The sequence below is a fragment of the Parendozoicomonas haliclonae genome (assembly GCF_900174585.1).
In the GTDB taxonomy this organism is placed as follows: Bacteria; Pseudomonadota; Gammaproteobacteria; order Pseudomonadales; family Endozoicomonadaceae; genus Sansalvadorimonas; species Sansalvadorimonas haliclonae.
The window spans coordinates 678081-702795 of sequence record NZ_FWPT01000001.1 but is presented as its reverse complement, the minus strand read 5'-3'; the positions used below and the strand labels follow the sequence as shown (position 1 = coordinate 702795).

General features: G+C 52.1%; 25 protein-coding genes and 4 tRNA genes. 5 read left to right on the top strand and 24 right to left on the bottom strand.

Annotation, left to right across the window (positions count from 1 at the left end; all coding sequences use genetic code 11):
• Window positions 1–96, top strand: a 96-nt coding sequence (locus EHSB41UT_RS03325; protein ID WP_165767133.1) for an IS3 family transposase, incomplete at its 5' end; no start/stop codon positions are given.
• 15 nt (window positions 97–111) lie between these two features.
• Here EHSB41UT_RS03325 and EHSB41UT_RS03320 read toward each other — a convergent pair.
• Entirely contained in the window at window positions 112–1305 is a 1194-nt protein-coding gene (locus EHSB41UT_RS03320; RefSeq protein ID WP_087106831.1) for an MATE family efflux transporter, read from the bottom strand.
• Window positions 1306–1460: 155 nt separating this feature from the next.
• Here EHSB41UT_RS03320 and EHSB41UT_RS03315 point away from each other — a divergent pair, with 155 nt between their 5' ends.
• The gene (locus EHSB41UT_RS03315; protein ID WP_087106829.1) at window positions 1461–2297 is read left to right on the top strand and encodes a helix-turn-helix transcriptional regulator; all 837 of its coding nucleotides are present in this window, start codon (window positions 1461–1463) and stop codon (window positions 2295–2297) included.
• Window positions 2298–2406: 109 nt separating this feature from the next.
• On the opposite strand, the gene EHSB41UT_RS03310 is transcribed toward EHSB41UT_RS03315, so the two are convergent.
• Window positions 2407–2494, bottom strand: a tRNA-Ser gene (locus tag EHSB41UT_RS03310).
• 305 nt (window positions 2495–2799) lie between these two features.
• Between EHSB41UT_RS03310 and EHSB41UT_RS03305 the strand changes: the two genes are divergently transcribed.
• Window positions 2800–3324, top strand: coding sequence for a peroxiredoxin (locus tag EHSB41UT_RS03305; RefSeq protein WP_087106921.1), 525 nt, complete (start codon window positions 2800–2802; stop codon window positions 3322–3324).
• 81 nt (window positions 3325–3405) lie between these two features.
• On the opposite strand, the gene EHSB41UT_RS03300 is transcribed toward EHSB41UT_RS03305, so the two are convergent.
• The gene (locus EHSB41UT_RS03300; RefSeq protein WP_341350346.1) at window positions 3406–4485 is read right to left on the bottom strand and encodes an AI-2E family transporter; all 1080 of its coding nucleotides are present in this window, start codon (window positions 4483–4485) and stop codon (window positions 3406–3408) included.
• A complete protein-coding gene (locus tag EHSB41UT_RS03295) occupies window positions 4478–4732 on the bottom strand; it encodes a sulfurtransferase TusA family protein (RefSeq protein ID WP_087106827.1) in 255 nt (84 codons plus the stop codon). The genes EHSB41UT_RS03300 and EHSB41UT_RS03295 overlap by 8 nt, the downstream gene beginning before the upstream one ends.
• 100 nt (window positions 4733–4832) lie before the next feature.
• Between EHSB41UT_RS03295 and EHSB41UT_RS03290 the strand changes: the two genes are divergently transcribed.
• Window positions 4833–6281 (top strand): M48 family metalloprotease, encoded by a 1449-nt coding sequence (locus tag EHSB41UT_RS03290; RefSeq protein WP_087106825.1) that lies wholly within the window; start codon window positions 4833–4835, stop codon window positions 6279–6281.
• Window positions 6282–6349: 68 nt separating this feature from the next.
• On the opposite strand, the gene nadA is transcribed toward EHSB41UT_RS03290, so the two are convergent.
• From nadA to EHSB41UT_RS03205, 17 genes are all read right to left on the bottom strand, one after another.
• Complete coding sequence (nadA, locus tag EHSB41UT_RS03285) at window positions 6350–7399, bottom strand: quinolinate synthase NadA (protein WP_087106823.1); 1050 nt, start codon at window positions 7397–7399, stop codon at window positions 6350–6352.
• A gap of 200 nt (window positions 7400–7599) precedes the next feature.
• Window positions 7600–7675, bottom strand: a tRNA-Lys gene (locus EHSB41UT_RS03280).
• 57 nt (window positions 7676–7732) lie between these two features.
• A tRNA-Lys gene (locus EHSB41UT_RS03275) sits at window positions 7733–7808 on the bottom strand.
• Between the two features lie 48 nt (window positions 7809–7856).
• A tRNA-Lys gene (locus EHSB41UT_RS03270) sits at window positions 7857–7932 on the bottom strand.
• A gap of 228 nt (window positions 7933–8160) precedes the next feature.
• Window positions 8161–8982, bottom strand: coding sequence for a tol-pal system protein YbgF (ybgF, locus tag EHSB41UT_RS03265; protein WP_087106821.1), 822 nt, complete (start codon window positions 8980–8982; stop codon window positions 8161–8163).
• A gap of 6 nt (window positions 8983–8988) precedes the next feature.
• The gene (locus tag EHSB41UT_RS03260) at window positions 8989–9555 is read right to left on the bottom strand and encodes an OmpA family protein (protein WP_087106819.1); all 567 of its coding nucleotides are present in this window, start codon (window positions 9553–9555) and stop codon (window positions 8989–8991) included.
• Window positions 9556–9711: 156 nt separating this feature from the next.
• The gene (tolB, locus tag EHSB41UT_RS03255; protein ID WP_242667223.1) at window positions 9712–11040 is read right to left on the bottom strand and encodes a Tol-Pal system beta propeller repeat protein TolB; all 1329 of its coding nucleotides are present in this window, start codon (window positions 11038–11040) and stop codon (window positions 9712–9714) included.
• Window positions 11041–11056: 16 nt separating this feature from the next.
• A complete protein-coding gene (gene tolA, locus EHSB41UT_RS03250; protein ID WP_087106816.1) occupies window positions 11057–11899 on the bottom strand; it encodes a cell envelope integrity protein TolA in 843 nt (280 codons plus the stop codon).
• 26 nt (window positions 11900–11925) lie between these two features.
• Window positions 11926–12357 (bottom strand): protein TolR, encoded by a 432-nt coding sequence (gene tolR / locus EHSB41UT_RS03245; RefSeq protein ID WP_242667222.1) that lies wholly within the window; start codon window positions 12355–12357, stop codon window positions 11926–11928.
• Window positions 12358–12359: 2 nt separating this feature from the next.
• Window positions 12360–13061 (bottom strand): protein TolQ, encoded by a 702-nt coding sequence (tolQ, locus tag EHSB41UT_RS03240; protein ID WP_242667221.1) that lies wholly within the window; start codon window positions 13059–13061, stop codon window positions 12360–12362.
• Window positions 13062–13093: 32 nt separating this feature from the next.
• The gene (ybgC, locus tag EHSB41UT_RS03235; RefSeq protein ID WP_087106917.1) at window positions 13094–13522 is read right to left on the bottom strand and encodes a tol-pal system-associated acyl-CoA thioesterase; all 429 of its coding nucleotides are present in this window, start codon (window positions 13520–13522) and stop codon (window positions 13094–13096) included.
• Between the two features lie 248 nt (window positions 13523–13770).
• Window positions 13771–14232, bottom strand: a complete 462-nt coding sequence (locus EHSB41UT_RS03230) for an outer membrane lipoprotein (RefSeq protein WP_087106810.1) — start codon at window positions 14230–14232, stop codon at window positions 13771–13773.
• A 6-nt stretch (window positions 14233–14238) separates the two neighbouring features.
• Entirely contained in the window at window positions 14239–15246 is a 1008-nt protein-coding gene (gene ruvB, locus EHSB41UT_RS03225) for a Holliday junction branch migration DNA helicase RuvB (RefSeq protein ID WP_087106808.1), read from the bottom strand.
• A gap of 30 nt (window positions 15247–15276) precedes the next feature.
• Window positions 15277–15888 (bottom strand): Holliday junction branch migration protein RuvA, encoded by a 612-nt coding sequence (gene ruvA / locus EHSB41UT_RS03220; RefSeq protein ID WP_087106806.1) that lies wholly within the window; start codon window positions 15886–15888, stop codon window positions 15277–15279.
• A 37-nt stretch (window positions 15889–15925) separates the two neighbouring features.
• Window positions 15926–16450, bottom strand: coding sequence for a crossover junction endodeoxyribonuclease RuvC (gene ruvC, locus EHSB41UT_RS03215; RefSeq protein ID WP_087106804.1), 525 nt, complete (start codon window positions 16448–16450; stop codon window positions 15926–15928).
• Window positions 16451–16802: 352 nt separating this feature from the next.
• A complete protein-coding gene (locus EHSB41UT_RS03210) occupies window positions 16803–17423 on the bottom strand; it encodes a hypothetical protein (RefSeq protein ID WP_133060372.1) in 621 nt (206 codons plus the stop codon).
• A gap of 179 nt (window positions 17424–17602) precedes the next feature.
• Window positions 17603–18349 carry a YebC/PmpR family DNA-binding transcriptional regulator gene (locus EHSB41UT_RS03205; protein ID WP_087106800.1) on the bottom strand — a complete coding sequence of 249 codons (747 nt, stop codon included), beginning with the start codon at window positions 18347–18349 and terminating at the stop codon, window positions 17603–17605.
• Window positions 18350–18716: 367 nt separating this feature from the next.
• Here EHSB41UT_RS03205 and EHSB41UT_RS03200 point away from each other — a divergent pair, with 367 nt between their 5' ends.
• Window positions 18717–20867 (top strand): hypothetical protein, encoded by a 2151-nt coding sequence (locus EHSB41UT_RS03200; protein WP_087106798.1) that lies wholly within the window; start codon window positions 18717–18719, stop codon window positions 20865–20867.
• Between the two features lie 79 nt (window positions 20868–20946).
• On the opposite strand, the gene gltS is transcribed toward EHSB41UT_RS03200, so the two are convergent.
• The 3 genes from gltS to EHSB41UT_RS03185 all read right to left on the bottom strand — a co-directional run bounded on the left by gltS (window position 20947) and on the right by EHSB41UT_RS03185 (window position 24537).
• Entirely contained in the window at window positions 20947–22143 is a 1197-nt protein-coding gene (gltS, locus tag EHSB41UT_RS03195; RefSeq protein WP_087106796.1) for a sodium/glutamate symporter, read from the bottom strand.
• Window positions 22144–22383: 240 nt separating this feature from the next.
• Window positions 22384–24168 carry an aspartate--tRNA ligase gene (gene aspS, locus EHSB41UT_RS03190; RefSeq protein WP_087106794.1) on the bottom strand — a complete coding sequence of 595 codons (1785 nt, stop codon included), beginning with the start codon at window positions 24166–24168 and terminating at the stop codon, window positions 22384–22386.
• A gap of 93 nt (window positions 24169–24261) precedes the next feature.
• Window positions 24262–24537 carry an FmdB family zinc ribbon protein gene (locus tag EHSB41UT_RS03185; RefSeq protein ID WP_087106792.1) on the bottom strand — a complete coding sequence of 92 codons (276 nt, stop codon included), beginning with the start codon at window positions 24535–24537 and terminating at the stop codon, window positions 24262–24264.
• Window positions 24538–24715: the final 178 nt, after the last annotated feature.

Here is a 24715-nt window from a genome sequence, read left to right as displayed (position 1 = left end):
GAATACATCACGTATTACAATACGCGACGTATCAAGGTGAAACTAAAAGGCCTGACGCCGGCGGAGTGCCGAAGTCAGGCCTTGCAAGCCGCTTAACCAAAGTGTCCAACTTTATGGGGTCACTTCAGACAGAGAAATAATAGAAGCCGTTTTAGGTCTACCAATACTCTGGAACAGGGTAGCGATCACAATATTTATCCCCATCAGCACAAAGCCCAGGAAGTAGATCTTCATAGCCGGTGCTGCCAGCTCAATCACCGTATGATCCTGAGTGAAAACAGAGACAATTTGTGTTGCCGCCAGCAAGACTGCGACAGTTGCTATCACTCCAACCAGTCCGGCATAACGAATACCGAGAAAGACCGTTTCTTTAACCTTATCCATACGGCCCGCGCCGAAGTTATAACTGATAATCGGCTGACAGGCCTGCCCCAGACCCGCAACGATAAACAGCACAACAATACTGGTATTCATAATGATGCTGTAAGCCGTAACATGCAGCGCGCCATATTTGGCCAGCAGTACGTAATTAAAGACCAACGTTGTAACAGCTCCGACAGATTCCAGGAAAAACGTCGGTATACCGGTTTTAAGAATCTCCAACATCTGAGACAGCGAATAACCGCCGGTGAATCGTAAACGCAGCCTGCCCTTGCCCTGAATAAAGTGAGTCAACAGCGTTATGAAAATCAGTGACTGCCCCAAACCGGTCGCAAGCGCGGCACCTTTGATACCCCAGTCAAAAATAAAGATAAACGTGTAGTCCAGGATAATATTGGCGATAGATCCGCCCACCATGGCACGCATAACCAGTCGGGGATTGGTGTCATTTCGGATAAAACCTGCCAGCACAAACTGACCGCCCTGAAACATAAAGAAGACCATCATGACGCTCAGGAAGTCAGCGGCAGCCTGATGCAGTTCTCCACGGGCACCCATCAGCGCAACAATTTCATCGATCCAGAATAAACCCACTGCAATCATGACGGCTGACAGCGCAAAGAACAGCAGCAACGACTGTTCAAAGAGGCTTTGTCCGGCCTGATGGTTCTTTTTACCGAACTGGATAGACATCAGTGTGGCGCCACCGACACCGACCATCTCAGCCAGTGCCATGGAAAAACTAAAGAATGGAACCGTCAGAGAGATAGCGCCCAAACCAGCAACGCCAACACCCTGGCCAACAAAAGCCAGATCCGTCAGGATGAAGATCGATTTGATCGTCATCGCAAACACAGACGGTAAAAAAAACTGAAGTAATGTTCTCTTTATAGGAGCATTATCGAGATCAATTTGAGCACTCATTTGCCCGCTCTCCTGCCAAATAGGAATGATTGCTATTTTGCTTTCCGGCAGAAAAAACGGAATAGGATAAAGTGAACCACCTGTTGTACATTCTTCCGGCCCTGGCTCTCTATAAATAGCTCTGGAAAAACGACAACCTGCATTGAGACACCCTGATGCTTGAAGTTAAGCAACTCGCCCCTGATCTAATTCTGGATATTACCTGCATCACCAAAGAGCACGGCCCAGAGACAACCGAATCACACCGCCATGAGTACTATGAAATTTTCTGGGCTCTGGAAGGGGAAGGAAGCCACAGCATAGACTTTGTGGAATACCCACTGCGCGCCGGGCTTATCTATTTCATGACACCCGGCCAGGTACATTGCTGTCCGGTCGTACCGGATAAGATGCTGGCAATATCCTTTAATGCCAACCTGATCAGTTCTGACCTCCGCAGCCAGAAGATTATGGAGCAGATCTTTCTGGTGAATCGCTCCCGGCATCCATCCATCTTTATTGATGAACACGGTCGCATGATTATGCAGAAGCTGATTGATGTGCTGACCGATGAACTGTCAAACACACACAGCGACTATGAATTTATCAATATGATTTTCACCGGCTTTCTTCGGCATCTTGTCCGCTATCAACCGGATGACGACCGAGCACCCCAGGTGAATGATGGCCGCATGCTTAATCTGCTGGAGATTATTGATAACAACTTCAAGAATCACAAACAGACCGGGTTTTATGCTGAGAAACTATCCCTAAGCGCAAAACGGATTAATGAACTCAGCAGCAAGTATTTTGGTAAAACCGTTTCACAACTCATCAATGACAAGGTCATGGTGGAAGCCAAAAGGGAACTGGCTTACACCAGCAGAACGATCAAAGCGATATCGCTGGAATTGGGGTTTGAGGATGTGGCGTACTTTTCCCGCTACTTTAAACGAGCGACAGGGCTTACACCTCAAACATTTCGGAACAACTGGAAAGAGAGTGGGCTATAGACCCATTTTCCACTTCTGGGAAAAGAGCATCAGCCAGATAGGGAGGGAGGACTATCAAGTCTTCAGATACAAAAAATCCCGTAACAGCGAACTGTTACGGGATTGTATTTGGCGGTGAGGGAGGGATTCGAACCCTCGATACGTTTCCGTATACACACTTTCCAGGCGTGCTCCTTCGGCCACTCGGACACCTCACCAAATTGTCTCACTGCAGAGCCCTGCCCCGTCAGCGGTGCGTAATGTATAATAATATCAGTGGGATAGCAACACTCTGTATAACGTTTACTGCTAAAGAATCCGACTCTGATAATCGGAAAGCAAAGACCGCCTTTAACAGCGCCCCATGACAAACCGCCACAAAGATGATATTCCATAGATGGTGGTACATAATTGATCAATTATTAAGCTTGCCAAGGCTGCCGGCTGTTCTGGGTGGCCTCCATATAGAACAGCACAAATGATGTCTCTGACCAAAGACGTCTCCGACCAAAAAGGGAACATAATGACAGTCACCATTGGCAAACCTGTAGATGACTTCTCCGCAAAGGCCACCGGCAACACAACCGTTTCCCTGAAAAAAATGAAGGGAACCAACTTCGTTCTCTACTTTTATCCCAAAGACAATACCCCCGGTTGCATCAGCGAAGGCTTGGCCTTTGCCGAAAACCATGAGGCCTTTGCTGAATCCGACACCCTGGTCTTCGGCGTATCCATGGATTCCATGGCGTCCCACAAAAAGTTCCGGGAAAAGCACAACTTCCCGTTTGAGCTGATCAGTGATGAGAACGGAGAGCTCTGCCAGCTATTTGATGTCATTCGCCCAAAACGAAAAGGCGATGAAGAGTTTATGGGGATTGAGCGCAGCACCTTTCTTATAGACAAAACTGGCATGCTCCAGCACGAATGGCGCCGGGTGCGGATCAAAGATCATGTAGAGGATGTTCTGCAGGCAGCCCAGGCCCTTTCCGGGCTTTTGACAGAACCTGCCGAAGCCGAGAAGAGCGAAGAAGGCAGTGAAGATGCTTAACTCTTAGCCTCCCCTAGTCCTTCCTAGCCTCTTACAACAAAGCCCGCATTTATCGCGGGCTTTGTTGTTTAGATCACTTCATCAGGTTGAAGCCAGCTCATCCTGCCCCGGCCAGGCAGTAAACACAGCCTTAATCAGGGTCGCCAGCGGGATAGCAAAGAACACCCCCCAGAATCCCCAGACTCCACCAAAGAACAGTACGGCAACAATAATGGCGATAGGGTGCAGGTTCACCGCCTCACTGAACAGCAGTGGCACCAGCACATTACCATCCAGCGCCTGAATCACTCCGTATACCGCCATCATGACAAAGAACGGCTGGGTAAAACCCCACTGGAACAGACCAATAGCCGCAATCGGTATCGTCACCACGGCCGCACCGATATAAGGAATTAGAACCGATAGGCCAACCAGCAACGACAGCAGTGCGGCATAGTTCAGTCCCAGATACCAAAACGCGATATAGGTGGTGATGCCGACAATAACAATCTCAATCACCTTGCCGCGGATATAGTTGGCAATCTGGCTACTCATCTCATCAGAGACCTGGTTAATCATCCTACGCTCTTTAGGCAGATAACTGGTAAACCAGTCCAGCAGCACCGTACGATCCTTAAGAAAGAAAAACACCAGAATCGGCACCAGCACCAGATAGATCAAGATACCCACCAGGTTTGGCAGCTTGGAGAGAGAGAAGGAGAGTAACCACTGACCAGCACGTGTCATTTGGGTATTGGCGGTTTCAATCCAGGCATTCACCTGCGATTCAGAAATAAAGCCCGGATAGGTTTCCGGCAGATGCTGCAAGGCATCCTGCCACTGCTGAACCATACCCGGCAGCTCATTAAGAAGGTTGGAGCCCTGCTCCCAGACCAGCGGCACCATCAGCAGCAATACGGCGAGGAAGACCGCGACAAACAACAGAAAGGAAACAACAACAGACAGGATGTGCGGGAGACCTTTTTTCTCCAGCCAGTTCACCAGCCCCTGCAGCACAAACGCCAGCACCAGAGCTGCAAACACCGGAGCCAACATCGCTCCCAGCACAAGAATGGTAAACAGGGCAACGCCCAACAACAAGATCAGAACAATTGCTTCATCATCAGAGAAATATCGGTGAAACCAACGACCGATAACCCTGAACATTGCGATTCTATCCATGCTTTCTCAGTACGTAGGTGAATATTCCCTGCTGTTCGTCGCTGAACAACAGCTCGTGCCCGGCAATATCGGCAAAGCTGGAAAAATCGCGCACCGAACCAGGATCTGTTGCCATAACCTTCAACGTCTCGCCAGCGGCCATAGCGTTTAAAGCCTGCTTGGCCTTTAACAACGGCATAGGGCAATTGAGCCCACAAGCATCAAGTTCCCGATCGATCTGCCCCAATTCTTTATGGATCGCGCTCATCCATCCTGCCCAATTTTGATACGAAATCCCAATAGTATCGCACCAGCAGCAAGGGTAATATAGCTTTGAACAATACGAACCGGACCCCATTGATGCGCCCATGCGGTTATTAAAGTCCCTGATTGCCAGCACCCTGACCTGCCTTTTGACTCTGCCACTGACGATTTCGACAGCAACCGCAGAGATCAACCTCCCCTCTATTGGTGACAGCAGTTCCAGCATTGTCTCTCGCCAAAAAGAGCAGGAAATCGGCGGCGTATTTCTGAAAATGCTGCACAGTCAGCTTCGCGTGGAATCCGATCCGGAGCTGGTTCAGTACGTTGAAGACCTTGTTTATCGCCTTGCCGAGGCAAGCCAGCTGCAGGATCGCCGCCTCTCCATCATCCTGATCGACAGCCCTTATCTAAACGCTTTTGCCGCCCCCGGCGGCATTGTCGGCATCAACACCGGCCTGTTCCTTTACGCTCGCACGGAAGAAGAGTTTGCCGGCGTTATTGCTCACGAATTGGCTCACCTGAGCCAGCGCCATTACGCGCGAGGTGTTGAAGCCCAACAGCGTCAGCAGCTGCCAACCATGGCCGCCCTACTGGGAAGCATCGTACTGGCCGCGACCGGCGCCGGCGACCTTGGCATGGCCGCACTCTCATCTACGGTGGCTGGAGCACAAAGTGCACAACTGGCCTTTACCCGCACCAATGAACAGGAAGCCGACCGGATTGGCATTCTGACAATGGCCCGTGCTGGCATGGACCCTCGCGGCATGGCCAGCCTGTTTGAACGGATGAGCAAACTGGAGGGCACAGGACCTCAATATGAATTCCTGCGCACTCACCCACTGAGCCGCAACCGTGTCGCCGATACCAAAAGCCGCGCTGAACAGTATCCTGCCCGCCCCAGCAAACGGGACAGCGAGTATGACCTGATGCGCAATCGGGCCATCACCCTGACTACCCAATCACCGGAAACCGCCCGCAACCGCTTTGCCGAAGAGCTCGATTCAGGCAGAACCGTTTCTGAGCTGGCCACCCGCTATGCACTGGCACAGGTGCAGCTGAATATGCAGCGCCCCGCTGATGCCCAGAAAACCCTCGCTCCCGTCGCCAGCAAACAGAGCGGCGATATTCACATTCAAATCCTGAACAACCGCATTCAGTTTGCTAATGGCAAGCGCCAGCAGGGCATTACCGGCATGCGCGAGCTGCTGAAACGCAACCCGGGGAACTTCCCAATCAGCATGGCACTGGTGGATCTGCTGTATAACAATGGCAACTACAAGGAAGCCCTTGAGGTTCTCAGAACCGAAAGCCAGAAGCGCCCGAAGGATCCAGAGATCTGGTATTTAATCGCGGAAACGGCTGGCCTTGCCGGAGATATTACCGGCGTTCACACCGCCCGCTCCGAGTACTTCTTCCTGGTGGGCAATATGGATGACAGTATTCGCCATCTTGAATATGCACTGGAGCAGCCGAAGCTGGCATTCAGCCAGAAGGCCGCCTATAAAACGCGCATAGAAGAGATTCGGTCCTACAAAAAGACCATGAAACTCTAAATAGCTTCAGTCACACGCATAAAAAAGGCCGAACGCATGTTCGGCCTTTTCTTCATGACAACAGCAAATCAGGCAGCAGCCATTCGAGCAGTAAAATCGAGCATACGCTGCAAAGGCTTAGCCGCCTCAATACGCAACTCATCAGAAACCTGCACGCGCCCGGAACCTTTTTCCAGCGCATCAATAACCCCCTGCAGACTGTTCAGAGCCATCCACGGACAGTGCGCACAGCTACGACAGGTTGCACCACTGCCGCCGGTTGGCGCTTCAAGCAAAACCTTATCCGGGCCTGCCAGCTGCTGCATCTTGTAAAAGATGGCCTTATCCGTCGCCACAATGTAATGCTTATTACTCATGGAAGCGGCCGCCTTGATCAGCTGCGATGTGGAACCCACCACATCAGCAACCTCAACAACGGCATCCGGTGATTCCGGGTGAACCAGCACAGCCGCATCCGGATAAACCTTTTTCAGATCCAGAACACCCTTAGCCTTGAACTCTTCATGAACAATGCAAGCACTGTCCCAGAGCAGCATATCCGCGCCGGTCTGCTTCTGAATATAACTGCCAAGATATTTATCCGGCGCCCAGATAATCTTCTCATCATTGGCGGTAAGCTCATCAACAATATCCAGAGCACAGCTGGAAGTGACCACCCAATCCGCCCGAGCCTTTACTGCTGCAGAGGTATTGGCATAAACAACCACTGTACGATCAGGATGAGCATCGCAAAACTCGGCAAACTCATCTTCCGGGCAACCCAAATCCAGAGAGCAGGTCGCTTCCAGGTCGGGCATTAATATGGTCTTTTCCGGGCTGAGAATACTCGCGGTTTCCCCCATAAAACGCACACCGGCCACCACCATGGTTTGTGCTGGATGCGCAGCACCAAAGCGGGCCATTTCCAGTGAGTCAGCCACACAGCCACCAGTCTCTTCAGCCAGAGCCTGTAAAACCGGGTCGGTGTAATAGTGAGCCAACATTACCGCATTCTTTTCGGCAAGAAGTTCGCGCACACGGGCTTTCAGGGATTCAGTCTCATCGGGGGAGCAATCGGGACGTGGCTGAAGACCTGCGAGATGATCACGCACAAAGCGTCTGTCCTGTACCTGCGTCATGCCTCTGTCTGTATTCTCTTGATAATTATTAAAACGAAACCCGACTTCAAAACGGCCAGACTTTCGCAGACAAAAAGTTTCTGAATCTTAGCACGGAAAGGCACAGACTTTCATGATGAACAGAATGACAAACGCACGAGAAGCGAGAAACTACAAGAACAAACAGGGAGTGATAAATAAAGAGGGAGAACATAGGGAAATGGTGGGTCGTGTAGGATTCGAACCTACGACCAATTGGTTAAAAGCCAACTGCTCTACCAACTGAGCTAACGACCCGCTCAATAAATTTTAAAGCTTTCAACATCCACCATCAAACTCTATTGCAGAGAAAGATGGTGGGTCGTGTAGGATTCGAACCTACGACCAATTGGTTAAAAGCCAACTGCTCTACCAACTGAGCTAACGACCCACAATGCTGAAACAGCTTTCAACTAACGAGATAAGAACCTTTTAAAAATGGTGGGTCGTGTAGGATTCGAACCTACGACCAATTGGTTAAAAGCCAACTGCTCTACCAACTGAGCTAACGACCCATCTCGCCGAGATCACAACAGACTTCCAGTTGAAGTACCGTCTGACCTCTCACTCAGCTTCCGATCTCTCTCAACCGGAAGCGGGGCGTATCTTACCGAATTGGCAGTTCAGTGCAACCCTAGTATTAGCCGAAATACGATTTCGCGACTTTTTACCGATAGTTTCTGCACCAATAACTGCCGCACCGATAACGGCCTGCCAATTGTGCACCCGGCAAGCAGAAAGGCTTAACCTTCCAGCTTGCTCAAATACACATCTGCCAATCGTGCAGCGGAGGAGTTCGGGAAATCCTTTACCGCACGCTGAAGATATTCTTTGGCTTTGGCACGATCACCCAGGCGATCGTAAACCTGACCAAGCTTATAAGTTGCATCCGCCAGCTTGTCACTGAAAGGATACTTGCTGATCAGTGTAGAAAAGTCCGCCTCAGCCTCTTTCAGCTTGCCCTGCGCCAGATGAACTTCACCCAGCCAGTACTGCGCATTATCTACGAACGTACCTTCCGGGTATTCGGTCAGATATTTCTGCAGTCCGGCAAGCGCTTCATCAAAACGACGCTCACGAATTAGCTGGAACGAATCCTGATAGAGGGTATCGCCATTTACCTGGGCGCCGGTCTGAGCCTGTGCAGGAACATTATTCCCCGCAGGCTGAGCGGCAGTATCAGCTGTTGGCTGAGTTTGCGGCAATGATGCAACAGCACCACCGGCAACCAGCTGGCTGATACGACGATCCAGATCCAGATAGCGATCACGGTTTTCATTCTGAATCCGAGCAATCGCATTGGTCTGCTCTTCTACAACACCGCGCAGCTCCATAATTTCCCGCTGCAGGGTATCAATCTGATTCAGCAGCAGTGCAGCCTCGCCCCCTTGGGTTTGAACTGGCTGCACTGGTGTTGTCGTCACTGTATTGACGACAGGCTGTGTAGCAGAACCGGCCGCAGGAGCCTCTGCCCCCGCATTCACAACCGGGATGGATGATGCGGCAACGGCATTAACCGCCAATGCACTCAACGCCAGGCCCAGCAGAGCACTCCTTGCAACCATTCAGTATCAGCCCTTTTCCTTGATCACAACCGCGCGACGGTTTTCAGCCCATGCAGCGTCAGTGTGTGCAGGGTTAACCGGCTTCTCAAAACCATAGCTCACAACTTCGATACGGGAAGCGGCAACGCCCTTCAGAACCAGGTAGTTCTTAACGGCATTGGCACGACGCTCGCCCAGAGCCAGGTTGTAAGTGCGGGTACCGCGCTCATCGGTGTGACCTTCGATAACCAGCTTCTCACCCATGCCCACAGGGCTGGTCAGGTAAGCCGCCTGAACATCCAGAGCCTGGATATCGCTGGAGTTCAGCTTGTCGCTGTCGAAAGCAAAGTGAACAGTGTTCTTGTTCAACAGATCAGCAACCTGCTCAGCGGAACCAGTTACCTTGCCGGAATCCAGAACAGCCTGAACAGCTGGATCAACAACTGGAGTGCTGACCGCAGTCTGAGTGTTATTTTCGCCCGCCAGAGTTCTCTCTGTACCGGATCCGCTAGTCTGAGTGTTAGAGGCACAGCCGACCAGCCATACAGCAACCAGACCAGTAGCAACCCCTTTCGCTACATTGGCAAACTTCATCAGTTAACTCCCGATTCGTCCTTTGATAAAAAACCGATTTAAGTTAACAGAGTTACAGTCGGCAAACCAGAATCACAAAAGGATTTTCCGCTGGTTAAGTAACCACGACAGGCTATATCGACCACACTCTGTTCAAATATCGATCAAATACAACAATCACCGGATATATGGTGACCATGCTGGCTCGCGCACATCCCCTTCTGACGACGGCAGGCGGAAGCTCACCCGTCCATCCGCAGAGATAATACCCAGAACTCCCTGATCGCCCCCCTGGGCGGAATAAATCAACATACGGCCATTTGGCGACACATCCGGTGCATCTTCAAACGGGGAGGAAGACAGGGTTCTCATACGACCACTGTCCAGCTCCTGCACCGCTACGTTATACGACGTTGCACCTTCACCCTTGTGAATGTAAGCAATCTTCTTGCCATCCGGGAACACCCGGGCACGGGCATTGAACTTGCCATCAAACGACAGACGCTTGGTTTCACCGGAAGCCAGCTCAACTTCATACAACTGAGCAGAGCCACCACGGTTGGAGGTAAACACCAGACTCTTGCCATCCGGCATCCAGTCCGGCTCATTATCCAGAGCAAAATGACGGGTTACCTGACTCAGCTGACGGGTTTCCAGATCCAGCACATAGATATCCGGGTTGCCGCTCTTGGACAGAACCATGGCCAGTTTCTTGCCATCCGGTGACCATTTTGGCGCACTGTTCAGGCCCTTGAAGCTGCTGATGCGCTCACGACGACCAGTCGCCAGCTCGTGGATATAAATAGCTGGGCGACCGGTTTCAAAAGAGACATAAGCCAGCTTGCGGCCATCCGGAGACCAGCTTGGCGCCAACACAGGCTCCTTGGAATTCAGGATCGCGATCTGGTTACGGCCGTCCATATCGGCGTAAACCAGTTTGTAGTCGGTCCGATCAACACTGAAACGCTTGGCCACCACATAAACAATCTTGGTGGAGAACACACCATCGACGCCGGTGATCTCTTTGTAAACTTCATCACTGATCTTGTGGGCAATGGCACGCAGCTGGTTACGAGTGCCCGGCACCTTGCCACTGTGTACCAGCTTCTGGGAGATCACGTCATAGAGTTCAAACTCAGTCACATACTGACCACCAGCCTGCTCATTAACACGACCAATCAACAGAAAGTTCGCACCAAGACGGCGCCAGTCACCAAAGAACACTTCTTCTTTTTTGGAAGGAAAGCCAAGGAACTGCTCACTGGAGACCGGAGCGAACTGGCCACTCAGGCGCAGGTCGTTACCCACGATGCCGGAGATATCTTCCGGCAACACACCGGCACCATTCCAGGCAAAAGGCACCACGGCAACAGGCACAGCCTGATCGTTACCGCGAGTAATCTCTATGGTGAGTTCGGCCCGCGCCTGCAGTGAGAGCAGCAGAAGCGGAACGAGAGAAATACGCAACAGCATGGACCATACTGCTGAAAATTTTATGCGGGTCATTCTGGATCCTTTAATATCAATTCAGCAAATCCTGCGGGCTGAACTTGAACCGGAAAGCGCGGAAGTTCTGCTCAAATACCCGGGACTCCAAAGCCTGCAACTCTGTAAACGGTGCGGCACGTTCTACCGCCTGCCAGGCGGAGCGGTCAAAAGCCTCATCGCCACTACCGGTCACAATCTGAACACTGATCAGCTCACCGGTTGGCAACAGCTGAATACGCAACACGGTTTCCATTCCGCGTTTGGCCGAAGCCGGACGTGACCACTGATCTTCCACCAGCTGCCTGATAACACCCTCTGCAGAAGCACGGGCTTCCCCGTCTGCGCGGGCCTGGGCAGCAAGCTGCTGCTCACGAGCCATTGCAGCCAGCATCTCTTGTTCCTGCTGCTTTTGCAACTGTTCCCTGCGCAGCTTTTGCTGGCGTTCACGCTCACGCTGATCAGCCAGTTCTTTCTCCCGTTTGAGGCGTTCCTGCTCTTTCTTTTTAGCCAGCTCCTGCTGCTTGCGGCGCTCCTCTTCCTTCTTGCGTTTGAGGGCTATCGCCTGCTGATCCGGCTTTGGCTTAGGTTTTACGACAGGCTGTTTAACCGGTGTTTTTTTCTCAGTACGAACCGGTCTGACTTTTTTCGGAGGAGGTTTAGGAGCGGCCTGCTCCATCGTAACCATACGGGCCGTGACAAAGCTCGGTGTTGGATCAATTTTGCGCTCTTCTGCCCGAGGAACAACCAGCAGCAACATCGCAACCACAACCGCGTGGAGCACCAGCGAGACAACAACCGGCACCAGCCAGCCTTCCTCCCGCAGGTTATCCACACGCTGCCCTGCCCAGGCTACCGGAGCAGAGAATACTTTTGCCATCCGTGAGAAGAACTGTCCTGACACGCTTAGTTCAGCTCCCCGGGTTCGGTAATCAGGCCGACATCACTGACACCGGCCTTTTGCAGAACGGCCATGGCCTCGACAACGGCACCGTAGCTTGCTGCCTTGTCCCCTTTCACCAGCACCATCGTGGAAGGACGCGCCTTTTTGATTTTGCTGACCTTGTCGGACATCTCGCTAAGCGACAGTGACTTCTCACCAGTGGATTCCAGGCTCAGGTAATAACTGCCGTCTGGCTTGATCGAAACCACCAGTGGCTCTTCGCCTTTGGGAATCTCAACCGGATTGCTATCGGTCTTTGGCAGCTCAACCTGTACACCCTGAGTGAACATGGGCGAGGAAACCATAAAGGCCACCAGCATAACCATCATGATGTCGATAAACGGCACCATGTTGATTTCCGACATGGGCTTGCGGCGCCCGGACTTGCGCGCCACGATCAGCCCTCCCCCTGGGCACGGCTCTTACCATGCACCTGACGGTGGAGAATACTGGAGAACTCTTCGGCAAAGGTTTCGTAGCTGGTCAGCAGAGATTCAACGCGGGCATTGAACCGGTTGTAAGCCACCACGGCAGGAATCGCCGCCACCAGGCCAACAGCTGTGGTTACCAGTGCTTCCGCAATACCGGGAGCGACCGCAGCCAGAGTGGTTTGCTGAACACCCGCCAGACCACGGAAGGAGTTCATAACCCCGACTACCGTACCGAACAGACCCACGTAAGGGCCGGTTGAACCCACGGTTGCCAGAAACGGCAAATTGGTTTCCAAACGTTCCTGCTCACGGGTTACCGCAACACGCATGGAACGCTGCACGCCATCCATCAACGCATCGGCATCCATGCCCTTACCACGCAGGCGGGTAAATTCACGGAAACCGGCCATAAAGATACGCTCCATACCGGTGCCGGTACCTTTATCAGCTTCTTCATGGACTTCGCGGTAAAGCTGGCCCAGATCCATACCCGACCAGAAGCGGTCTTCAAAGGCGACAGCCGCCTTACGGGCATTACGCAGAACAATACTGCGCTGAACAATAAACACCCAGGACAATACCGAGGCCGCAATCAACATCAGCAGAATCAGCTGAACAAACCAGCCGGCATCCAGCACCAGCGCCCACATGGAGGTATTTTCTGTCACTCTGTTCTCTCTTATCTCAATCCGTGTTTGACTCAGGCGTCTGACGGAGCATCCTGCGACGACAAAAGCATGGCCTGACGAATATTCACCGGCAGTCCAACCGGCTTAAGGCTGTTGGCACTGACACAGGCGATCGACACCCGGCTTTTGCATAATTCTTCACCATCACGCCAGATGGACTGAACCATATCGAAGCCCGCGCGTCCACGACGGGACAGGCTTACAGTTACATCCAGCGCATCATCCAGACGGGCGGGTTTGAGGTATTCGATAGCGGTGTTTCTTACCACAAACAGGATGCCATCATGCATCAGTGCCTGCTGATCAAACCCCAGGCTGCGCAGATATTCAGTCCGAGCCCGCTCCATAAACTTCAGGTAATTGACGTAGTAAACAATACCACCGGCATCAGTATCTTCGTAATAGACCCGCACCGGCCAGTTAAACACCCTATCGGCCACAGCCACACCTCTGATTTGAGCCTGAAACAGTGACAACCACCAAGAACTGACACTGTCTGGAAGGTGCTCTCACACCCTCCCTAAAAAAGGGACCACTGTCATCTGTGCTACGCACAACTGCCTGCGTTATACCATGGTTCAGATCACACTGTTACATGCATTTGTTACAGTAGGAGCTGACTGGCAGACAGATTCATTAGAAAGGCACTATTCACAACTGCGTTAAAACTGCGTTTAAACGGCGCCATCTAAAAAGGAACTACCCGACTGCTGCCCGGCTGGCTGTAGACCAGCACCTGCTCGCCGATCTGGAACAGAACATTCGGTTCCACTTCCTGCACGACCGAGATCAGTTCTCCATCCTTCAAGCGGATGGTGATATTCACACCCTGCTTTTTGGTTATGTTCTGCTCGGCCATATTACCGAGAATACCACCCAGCACGGCACCACCAACAGCAGCAAGATCACTGCCGCGACCACCGCCAATGGCACTGCCGGCAATACCGCCAGCCACACCACCGGCCAGAGTGCCGACAGCATTTTCATCATCTTTGATCATCACTGGAGCCAGTGCGATCACCGTCCCTTCGCGGACAGTCTGCACCTGCTGAGCCTGCGCTGAGGAGTAAACATTGGACCCCATATTATTGGCACAGCCGCCAAGTACGGCACTGACAACAATCAATGGGACGGCAAGCTTCCGAATCATAAGCCATCACTCACTTTTAACAGATAAGCCAAAATGTTCATACGCATGACGGGTTACAACCCGGCCGCGTGGTGTGCGCATAAGATAGCCCTGCTGAATCAGATAGGGCTCCAAAACATCTTCTATGGTATCCCGTTCTTCGCCGATCGCCGCAGCAAGGCTGTCGACGCCCACTGGGCCACCATCAAATTTCTCGATCATGGCCAGCAGCAAACGCCGGTCCATATGATCAAAGCCCTCACTATCGACATCCAGCATGTTCAGGGCCGCATCCGCCACATCACCGGACACCACACCATTGGCACGCACATCCGCATAGTCACGCACCCGGCGCAGCAAACGGTTGGCAATACGCGGTGTTCCCCGGGAGCGCCGTGCCACTTCCCGCGCACCTTCAGTGCCCATATCCATACCCAGAATCCGGGCAGAACGCTCCACAATGGTGGTCAGATCCGGAACACTGTAGAACTCCAGACGCTGAACAATACCGAAACGGTCTCGGAGCGGTGAAGTCAGCAGACCGGCACGGGTCGTTGCGCCCACCAGCGTAAACGGCGGCAGATCGAGTTTGATGGAACGGGCTGCCGGACCTTCACCGATCATAATATCCAGCTGATAATCTTCCATAGCCGGATACAAAACTTCTTCCACCACCGGGCTCAAGCGATGAATCTCATCGACAAATAAAATATCGTGGGGCTCAAGGTTGGTCAGCATGGCGGCCAGATCACCGGCCTTTTCCAGTACCGGACCAGAGGTGGACTTGAGATTCACACCCATCTCATTGGCAAGAATATTTGCCAGCGTGGTTTTACCCAGCCCCGGCGGGCCAAAGATCAAAGTATGGTCCAGAGCATCCTGACGCAGGCGGGCAGCTTTGATGAAAATCTCCATCTGCTCGCGTACGCCCGGCTGGCCGATATAGTCACTGAGTTTATCCGGGCGGATTGCACGGTCGATTCGATCTTCAAGGGGCGCTTCCTGCGCTGAGATCAGTCGGTCGCTTTCGATCATCACGGTTCCATTATTCTCTTCACGCCTTTCTTACACCATGGCTCGCAGAGCCTGACGGATCAAATCATCCGTACTCATGCCTTCCGCTTCAACCGCAGCAATGGCCTTGCTGGCTTCCTGCGGTTTATAGCCAAGGGCAATCAGGGCGCTGACGGCATCCTGAACCGGATCCTGCTTTACAGCGGCCGGAGCCGGTTTGCCGGCAGCTGCCAATTCCAAAGGCGCGAGTGCGGATTGCCATTCATTCAGGCGATCCTTCATTTCCACAATCAGACGTTCTGCGGTCTTCTTACCCACACCAGGAATACGGGTCAGCATCGTGGCATCCTGCTCATGAACGCTGCGGGCAAACATTTCCGCTTCCATTCCGGAAAGGATGGCCAGTGCCAGCTTCGGGCCAACACCATTGACCCGAATCAGGGTACGAAACAGCTGTCGCTCGCTTTTATCAGCAAAGCCATACAGCAGCTGGGCATCTTCCCGCACCACAAAGTGGGTGTACAGGGTCACTTCCAGCCCGGGTTCAGGCAGGCGGTAACACGTCGACATCGGCGCTTCCAGCTCGTAGCCGACACCACCCACATCCACCAGCAAACTGGGAGAGTGCTTTTCAACCAGCGTTCCGCGCAGTCGTCCAATCATCATAATTTCCTGTGAGCAGCCCCAGCTTTGCTGAGACTCAACGTAAACGGCCACGGACAATCTTACGCCCGCCAGTGCTTGATAATCCAATAAGACCTTGTCGTGTATGAGCGTGACACAGGGCAACCGCCAGCGCATCCGCCGCATCGGCCTGGGGTTTGCGGTTCAATCGCAGCATGGCCATCACCATATGCTGCACCTGTTCTTTATCCGCAGAGCCTGTGCCGACCACCGCCTGCTTGATCTGTCGGGCGGAATACTCACTCACAGGCAAGCCGTTATTCATGGCAGCAACAATCGCCGCGCCGCGTGCCTGCCCCAGTTTCAAGGCGGAGTCGGCATTCTTAGCCATGAACACCTGTTCAATACCGACCATCTGCGGCGTCCAGGCCGCGATCACCTGATCAATGCCATCATAAACCTGTTTCAAACGCTCGGGCAGCTCGCCCGGCTGAATGCGGATACATCCGGAATCGACGTATTCAATGGTGCGCCCGTTATGGTTGATAACACCATAACCCGTGATACGGGAGCCGGGGTCAATTCCAAGAATGATTGCCATAGTCTGGTTAGAACAGTCTTATCAAAACAAAGTAGTACTGTTTATTTTTACAGTAAAAGAAGGACGTGTGAAGAAGTTTCTCCCGCAGAGACCTGCTAAGAGTTGCCAAGAAGAGCAAAGTTTACGAAGTCACGCAATTGGATAACCAAAGGCTACAAACAAAAAAAACAAGTCAATTAAGCTTATGCTCAACTGTATGACAAAGAGATAGGCTACAGAAATGAAGGAATGGATGATTCCTCTCGCGATAGTCACCACCTGCACTGTTATTCTATTCGCCATGACATTGGCACTGAACATGAAGGTCTAAAGCGTGGCTCGCAGATGCGAAAGGGCGCCCTTCAGAGAAAAGTTAGTCGAAGGCACTCGGGTGATAGTTCTCCAGCCTTACTGATAACTCCTTATCCAATTGCAACAACCGAAGCTGGTTACGGCAATTCAACAGAGACTGAGTCACTGAACACACACAGCGGACACCAATAAAGGTCGAAGCCAACCCGCCCCACAATGGAGTCGCTGACACTGCCACCAAGCCCAGACCGAGCAGCGTCACCGCATCGTTCAAGGAGGGACATCCAAACGCACGACGACAATAGCTTGTGCGAAGGTCTGCAATTCTGGATCGCATCTCAATGACATCACCATCCTCGGCGTCTCTGCACTCCGTGACCAGTTGAGGAATTTGCCGATCAGCCCATACTTGATAAAGTGGAGCAACCGACCACCCCAGCATATAGCTAAAAGCCAATGTAGAAACGACCTTCCGGAATATAGCTCCTGAACCCGGCTCGTAATGCGTATCAAGATATTGCTCAGCAGCTTCCAGCTGACGTGATACAGGCTCCCCGACATTCGTCACCATAAAACCACGCCAATCGCTAGAGTGAATCACCCTGTCAACATGACCATAGGCACTGACATAAGCACTAGAAAGAGTGCTTCTGAATGTCTGTATGAAATCCGCCTGCGCCATAACCCCACCACGGCCCGTGAAAACTATCACTTAGGCTTATGCCAAATCATAAAGTTCAGCTGCGATGAGGAATGTTAGATGGAATAACAACCAGTAAGACAATCAAGAGAGAAAAACGATCGAGAGAGGAAAAAACAAGAAAGGCTCTGCCCGTAGAACACGGGCAGATAACCAATGGATCAGCCCAGCTGTTCCATAATTTCCGCAGAGATATCAGCGTTACTGTATACGTTCTGCACATCGTCCAGATCTTCCAGACGATCAATCATCTTCATGATCTTTTCCGCACCGGCCAGATCCAGCTCAGACTGGGTAGAAGCGATCATGGTCACTTCACTTTCTACCGGTGTCAGGCCCGCCGCCTCCAGCGCTTCTTTCACCGCAGACAGCTCAGTCCACTCGGTCAGCACTTCGATGGAACCGTCATCATTGGTGACAACATCTTCCGCACCGGCTTCCAGGGCGGCTTCCATCACAGCGTCTTCATCAGCACCGGCTTCAAAGTAGATCTGACCTTTTCTCTCAAACAGGTAGGCAACAGAACCGTCAGTACCCAGATTGCCGCCATGCTTGGAGAAAGCGTGACGCACTTCGGAAACGGTACGGTTACGGTTGTCGCTCAGGCACTCAACCAGAACAGCAACACCGCCAGGGCCGTAACCTTCATAGGTGATCTCTTCCATGTTGGAATCTTCACCACCGCCACAGCCACGCTCGATAGCACGGTTGATGGTATCGCGGGTCATGTTGGAGCCCAGCGCCTTATCAACCGCCGCGCGCAGACGCGGGTTATCGTTCACATCACCGCCACCAGCCTTGGCAGCAACCACCAGCTCACGGATCAGCTTGGTGAAAATCTTACCGCGCTTGGCGTCCTGAGCCGCCTTACGGTGTTTGATGTTGGCCCATTTACTATGACCGGCCATCGGCTTTCCTCAAAATTTTAAAAACCGCAATTATATCGTTATCAGCGCAGTCAGCCTAGCTTAGGCGTCGATAGAGCCCGCTCACGTCTAACCAGCCGGTCACAGACCTCCCTCAAAGCCTTCTCGGCACAGTCTATTCCCTACAGCCGCCAACTCAGAAAGAACTTATATGAAACGTTTATCATCATTTCGCGACCTCGCCAGCCAGCTTATTCAACTAGGCCCCTTAAAGCGGCCTAGAGCCGAGACCACCTTCTCAACATCCTCTTTGACAAGCACTCACACACGAGAACGACAGCACACCATACGCCCGCTGAGCACCTATACGATTCAACCGGATTCGTCGGGGATCGATGTCGGCTTTTGCATGGCTGCAAGCGATTCTGAGAGTGATATGGAAAGTGAATCCTCGTACGGTGATTACTTTATCGCTGGCGATGAAGATACGCCTGAAACAATCGGCTCCTATCAAAAAAATCATTACCAGCACAGCAAGATCGAGGAGGCCTGCCAGCAAATAGACAGCCTTCCCGATGATTCAAGCGACCATACCGGCAAGCGGTCAGTCGCCATAATCACCCAGTTTCTGGACACAATCGAGGCTACAGATCACCTCCGCAAGCTTTATTGTGATCGGTTTGGTAAGACGCTTCATCGTAAATTCCCTGAACACTTCAGGCAGAACCCGAATCAATACTTCTTTATCGGGGAAGCCCACAGTAAGTACACCGGCAAATTCCATAACGTGCGCTCCCACGCAGAAGAGCAAGACCTGAAACAGCAGAAATCCCTGACAGACACACTGCATAGTCTCCATAGCGATCAACTGCTGAGCTGGGAAGCCCTGATCATTGATATCGAAAGCGCCTGCCCCCCAAAAACCCAAGGTGACGATGGCAGACTTCTCCCCCAGAGCCTGCACCAACACCAAAGCGTTATGACCCACCTTTACCTTATGAGTCAGAGCATCAGCGAACCGGAGCGTCCCACGCTATGGCAAATGACTCAGGATATTTTCCAGCACCCTGCGCGTCTGGCACTGATTGAACTGCTTTCGTCGCTGCTCACTTATGATAATGATCCATCACTTTTTACCGACAGCCTCTACCTCGCACTCCTCTCACTCTCAGAGGAACAAATGCGCAGCCTGCACGCATTTCTATTGATCATGATTGACAAGTATCGTGCCGGTGACCCGAGAGATGTTTATTCCGTTCTGAGCAGCATGTTGAAACCAGAATACCGATGGGCACTGTCCAAAACAGTTCAGGATCAATGCTGGACTCCCTTCCCCGAAAACCCTCGAGCATTCAATCTGCACGATATTCCGGGGAACCTGAAACACATTATGGACATCAAGAGAGCAGATCCCGGGGAAGAGACCATGGCACGGGCTCAGGAACTGAGAAAAGTACTGGCCGGGTTTGTTGGAGAACTCCACCAGCCCGATACCGATATTGATACTTATCACAACTCACGCATTGTCCACGCGCCATCGGTAGAACAAAGCACACTGGACACTATGAAGAGTCTTGCTGATTTTGGCTATCTGACCGAGGTTGGTAGAGCGTTTATATCCCGAGGCACCCTCAAACGCTATCCGGGGCTGTTCACTGAGTCAGACATTGGTAAACCACTGGATCTGGAGATCATTCTGAGAAAAATGGAAGAATCCCTGGACGAAATCCAAACGGATCTGAAGCGAGAAATGAGATCCAGAAAGAAGCTGGCCAACCGTCCTGAAGACGACAACCTGAACACATTAAAACTCCCTCATTGCGAAGCCGCCAAACGGCTGATTATTGAAATGAAGGAAGATTACGCCCAGCACGGTCAGAGCAAGAGACTCGCCAAAGACAATCCAGACAAAACAGATTTCGAGGTGACAATCCGTGAGGCTGCCGCACTGTTCTTTCTGGCCTTTCATGCCAGAGGGGACTTTAGAGACAGCTCGATCTCCCGCCGCACCTGCCTGGAAGCCTTCTTTATGGGGCTTTATGCCTATCGTCGTGGGGAAAACCTCTCATCCAACGATGTCGACAATGGCGATGAAACCGACAAATCGGTCTGCCCTGAAGGCCTGATCACTAATATGTGTATGCGGCTCTCTCTATTTAATCCAAAGGCAAAAGTTATTCTCATAACGCCACAAACCGTATCGGAAAACTTCCCGATACGGGTGAGAACAATGGTTGAAGAATATAGCCAGACACTCTCACCAACAGCCAGAGCAAGGCTTGCAAGTGATATCACACCGGAGAACACAATCATTGTTGGTAGCCGGCTGTATAACCACCTCATCTCTGAACTGCAAAGAATCCTGCCCGAAGAACACCCTGCGATTTACGGTGACGAGGGAATGGGTAACGAACTGGAACTGCCGCTACTTCTGGACAATCTGGAGTACGTCACACTGAAACCGGAGTTTGTTACCTCACTCGCACCTGAGCGCCCATCAGCAGCAGACCGCCCCAAAGGAAAGGCCAAAGCCAGAAAGCGGCGTGTATCCACACGATAACCCTGAAAAACCGCTTAACAACAAAAATGACCCGCTCCCTTTTGCAGGGAGCAGGTCATTTTTACTAAGGGGCCTTAGCTTAGCCTACCCAGCTCAGGAACATCTGAATCACGAGCGAATTAGCAATATCGATAAAGAAGGCACCCACCAACGGCACCACCAGGAATGCTTTAGCAGATGGTCCGTAATGCTTGGTAACAGCTGTCATATTAGCAATCGCATTCGGCGTTGCCCCCAGAGCCATCCCCATATAACCGCTACACATCACCGCCGAGTCATAATCTCTTCCCAGTACCGGAAAGAGTATGAAATAACTGAACACCACCAGCACCACGATCTGACAAGCCAGAATCAATAGGATTGGCAATGCAAGGTCAATCAGGCTCCACAGCTGCATACTCATCAGCGACATGGACAGGAACAGGCCCAGAGAGATATCCGAGATCAGTGCCAAAGATTTACAGTCTGCCGGATCAGTCATGCCCTTAAAGACATAAGGCACGGTGTTTGACAGCACAATCCCCAGGAACAGACAGGTCACGTAGGTTGGCAGGAAGAACCCCCACTCCTCAAAAACCTCGGTCAGCTCATAGCCGGCGGTGATGACCACGGCAATCATCAACAGATTACGGAAGATGCCGTCGGCATCAATCGGCTCGTGTTCTTCACCATAACGGGAACCGATAGTGATATGTTCGGAGCTGTTTGGCTTCAGTCCATCCCGAGCAATCAGCTTACGGGCAACCGGCCCACCAACAAGACCACCCAGAATCAGACCAAAGGTTGCACAGGCCGCACCCGCTTCGGCAGCATTCTTCAAACCATACTGCTCGGCAATAATGGGCGCCCAGGCAAACGCTGTACCATGGCCACCACTGAGTGTGACCGAGCCACCAATAACACCATAAATCGGGTTAATCCCGGTCAGCTCGGCAACGCCCACACCGACACCGTTCTGCACCAACAGGAACAGACTGGCTGCCGTTAACAGGATAATCAGCGGAAGACCGCCCGCTCTCAGCGTTGAGAACTGGGAAGAGAGGCCAATGGTGCTATAGAACACCAGCAACAGGCTGTTGCGAGTATCCAGATAGAAATCAACTTCAATGCCAAAGATCAGATAGATAGCACCAAAAATCAGGGAAGCCAGAAAGCCCCCGGTGACCGGCTCTGGAATATTGAAATCACGAAAGAAGGGAACAACCGTGTTCAGTCCCCGCCCCAGAAACAGCACAAGAATAGCCAGCGCCAGCGTCTGCCATAGGGTAAAAGACATTGAATCTCCTCAAATTTAACACCGGCCAACGGTAGACCGGTCTTACGCAGTTTATACGACCACGTAACAACATCACTCAAACAACTGGGTAAAGCAGACAGCTCTGTGGCAACCGCGGATATATAGAAATCAATAGCACAAGAACACCATCCCTGCCTTTTCAACAGGAAATAGAGTTATAAATAGCGGAAGGTTTAGAACCGGTATGGATAACAATTATCCATACCGGCAAGGACAGGGTCAGTGGCTGGTCGCAGAGGCCGGATCGCGACGGATACGGATATTCAGCTCGTGCAGCTGCTGAACATCAACCGCGCTTGGCGCCTGGGTCATCACACAGGAGGCAGACTGAGTTTTCGGGAAGGCAATCACTTCACGAATGTTCTCAGTACCGCACAGCAGCATCACCAGACGGTCCAGACCAAAGGCCAGACCACCGTGAGGCGGTGCACCGTACTTCAGAGCGTCCAGCAGGAAGCCGAACTTCTCACGCTGCTCCTCTTCCTGGATATTCAGAACGCGGAATACCGCCTGCTGCATATCCTGATTGTGGATACGGATGGAACCGCCACCCACTTCATAACCGTTCAGAACCATATCGTAGGCACGGGACAGAGCGGCACTCGGGTTGGCTTCCAGCTCTTCCGGTGTACAGGTTGGGGAAGTGAACGGGTGGTGCATGGCGGTCAGGCTGCCATCATCGTTCTCTTCGTACATCGGGAAGTCAACAACCCACAGAGGCGCCCACGCCTTGGTGTACAGATTCAGATCCGCACCCAGCTTGCAGCGCAGCGCGCCCAGCGCATCGCAGACCACCTTGGCACTGTCAGCGCCAAAGAAGATGATATCGCCGTTCTGGACTTCCAGGCGCTCCATGATCGCCATGGCTACGTCCTCACCCAGGAACTTCAGGATCGGGGACTGCAGACCGTCAACGCCATTCTCGATAGCGTTCACCTTCACCCAGGCCAGACCTTTAGCACCGTAGAGGCCAACAAACTTGCCGTAGTCATCAATCTGCTTACGGGTCAGTTGCTCGCCACCACCTGGCACTTTCAGAGCCGCAACACGACCTTTAGGATCGTTGGCCGGGCCCTTGAACACCTTGAACTCCACACCAGCAACCAGATCATCGATATCTGTCAGCTGCAGAGGAATACGCAGGTCAGGCTTGTCTGAACCGTAGAGACGCATAGCGTCGGCAAAGGTCATGTGCGGGAACTCACCCAGTTCAACGTTGATCACGTCCTTGAACAACTTGGTGACCATGCCCTGAGTCAGGGACATAACATCATCCTCGTTCAGGAACGAGGTTTCGATATCGATCTGGGTAAATTCCGGCTGACGGTCGGCACGCAGGTCTTCGTCACGGAAGCACTTCACAATCTGATAGTAACGATCAAAGCCGGATACCATCAGCAGCTGCTTGAACAGCTGTGGAGACTGCGGCAGTGCGTAGAAAGATCCAGGATGCACACGGCTTGGCACCAGATAGTCACGGGCACCTTCCGGAGTCGCACGGGTCAGAACCGGGGTTTCGATATCCAGGAAGCCATTTTCTTCCAGATAATTACGAACCACACGGGTCGCCTTGCTGCGAATAATCAGTTTCTCTTGCATCTCAGGACGACGCAGGTCCATATAGCGATAGCGCAGGCGAACGTCTTCACCGACATCGGTGTAGCCATCAAGCTGGAAAGGAGGGGTTTGTGCGGTATTCAGAATTTCAACATCCAGACCCAGCACTTCAATTTCACCAGTGGCCATATTGGGATTAATGGCACCTTCCTGGCGTCGGCGCACACGGCCAGTGATTTTCAGAACATATTCACTGCGGGCCTTGTCAGCCAGAGCAAAAGCTTCTTCGGTGTCTGGATCGACAACAACCTGAGCAACACCCTCACGATCGCGAAGATCCAGGAAAATAACACCACCATGGTCACGACGGCGATGCACCCAGCCACACAGAGTGACAGTTTCGCCGTCATGGCTCAGATTCAGGTTGCCACAGTAATGGCTGCGCATGATTAACCTCAAACTTTATGCCGGCCTTTGGCCGGACCTGCCAGTTTCCCCGCCCGGGACGCCAACCGGGGCACTCAATTTCATTTGCGGTCGTCAGTCACTGGTTGCCGCACAGGATCCACAGCCACTTTTATTATTGCTTTTGTTTGGGCAGTGATTATCACTGGTCGACACATTCTTTGTCTTCCCGCCCTTGAAATCCGTTTCATACCAGCCACCGCCTTTTAAGCGGAAGGCAGGCGCAGATAAAAGCTTCTTCAACTCCGGCTTGCCGCATTCGGGACAATCGGTGAGAGGAGCATCGCTGAACTTCTGGATAGCTTCAAGGGAAGTACCGCAATCCTGACAAAGATACTCATAGATAGGCATGAATAAACCGCCAACCAACCAAAACCACTAAAACGACCGGGCATTATCACAAGGCATGACCGGGTTGTCATTACCATTTTCACGTGTTTATCCGTAATTCAAGCCAGATCAACTTCTATTACGGCAAATTGCCAACAGTCTTACTCCTGAAGCCCCTGCTTTTTTCACTCATCAGTTT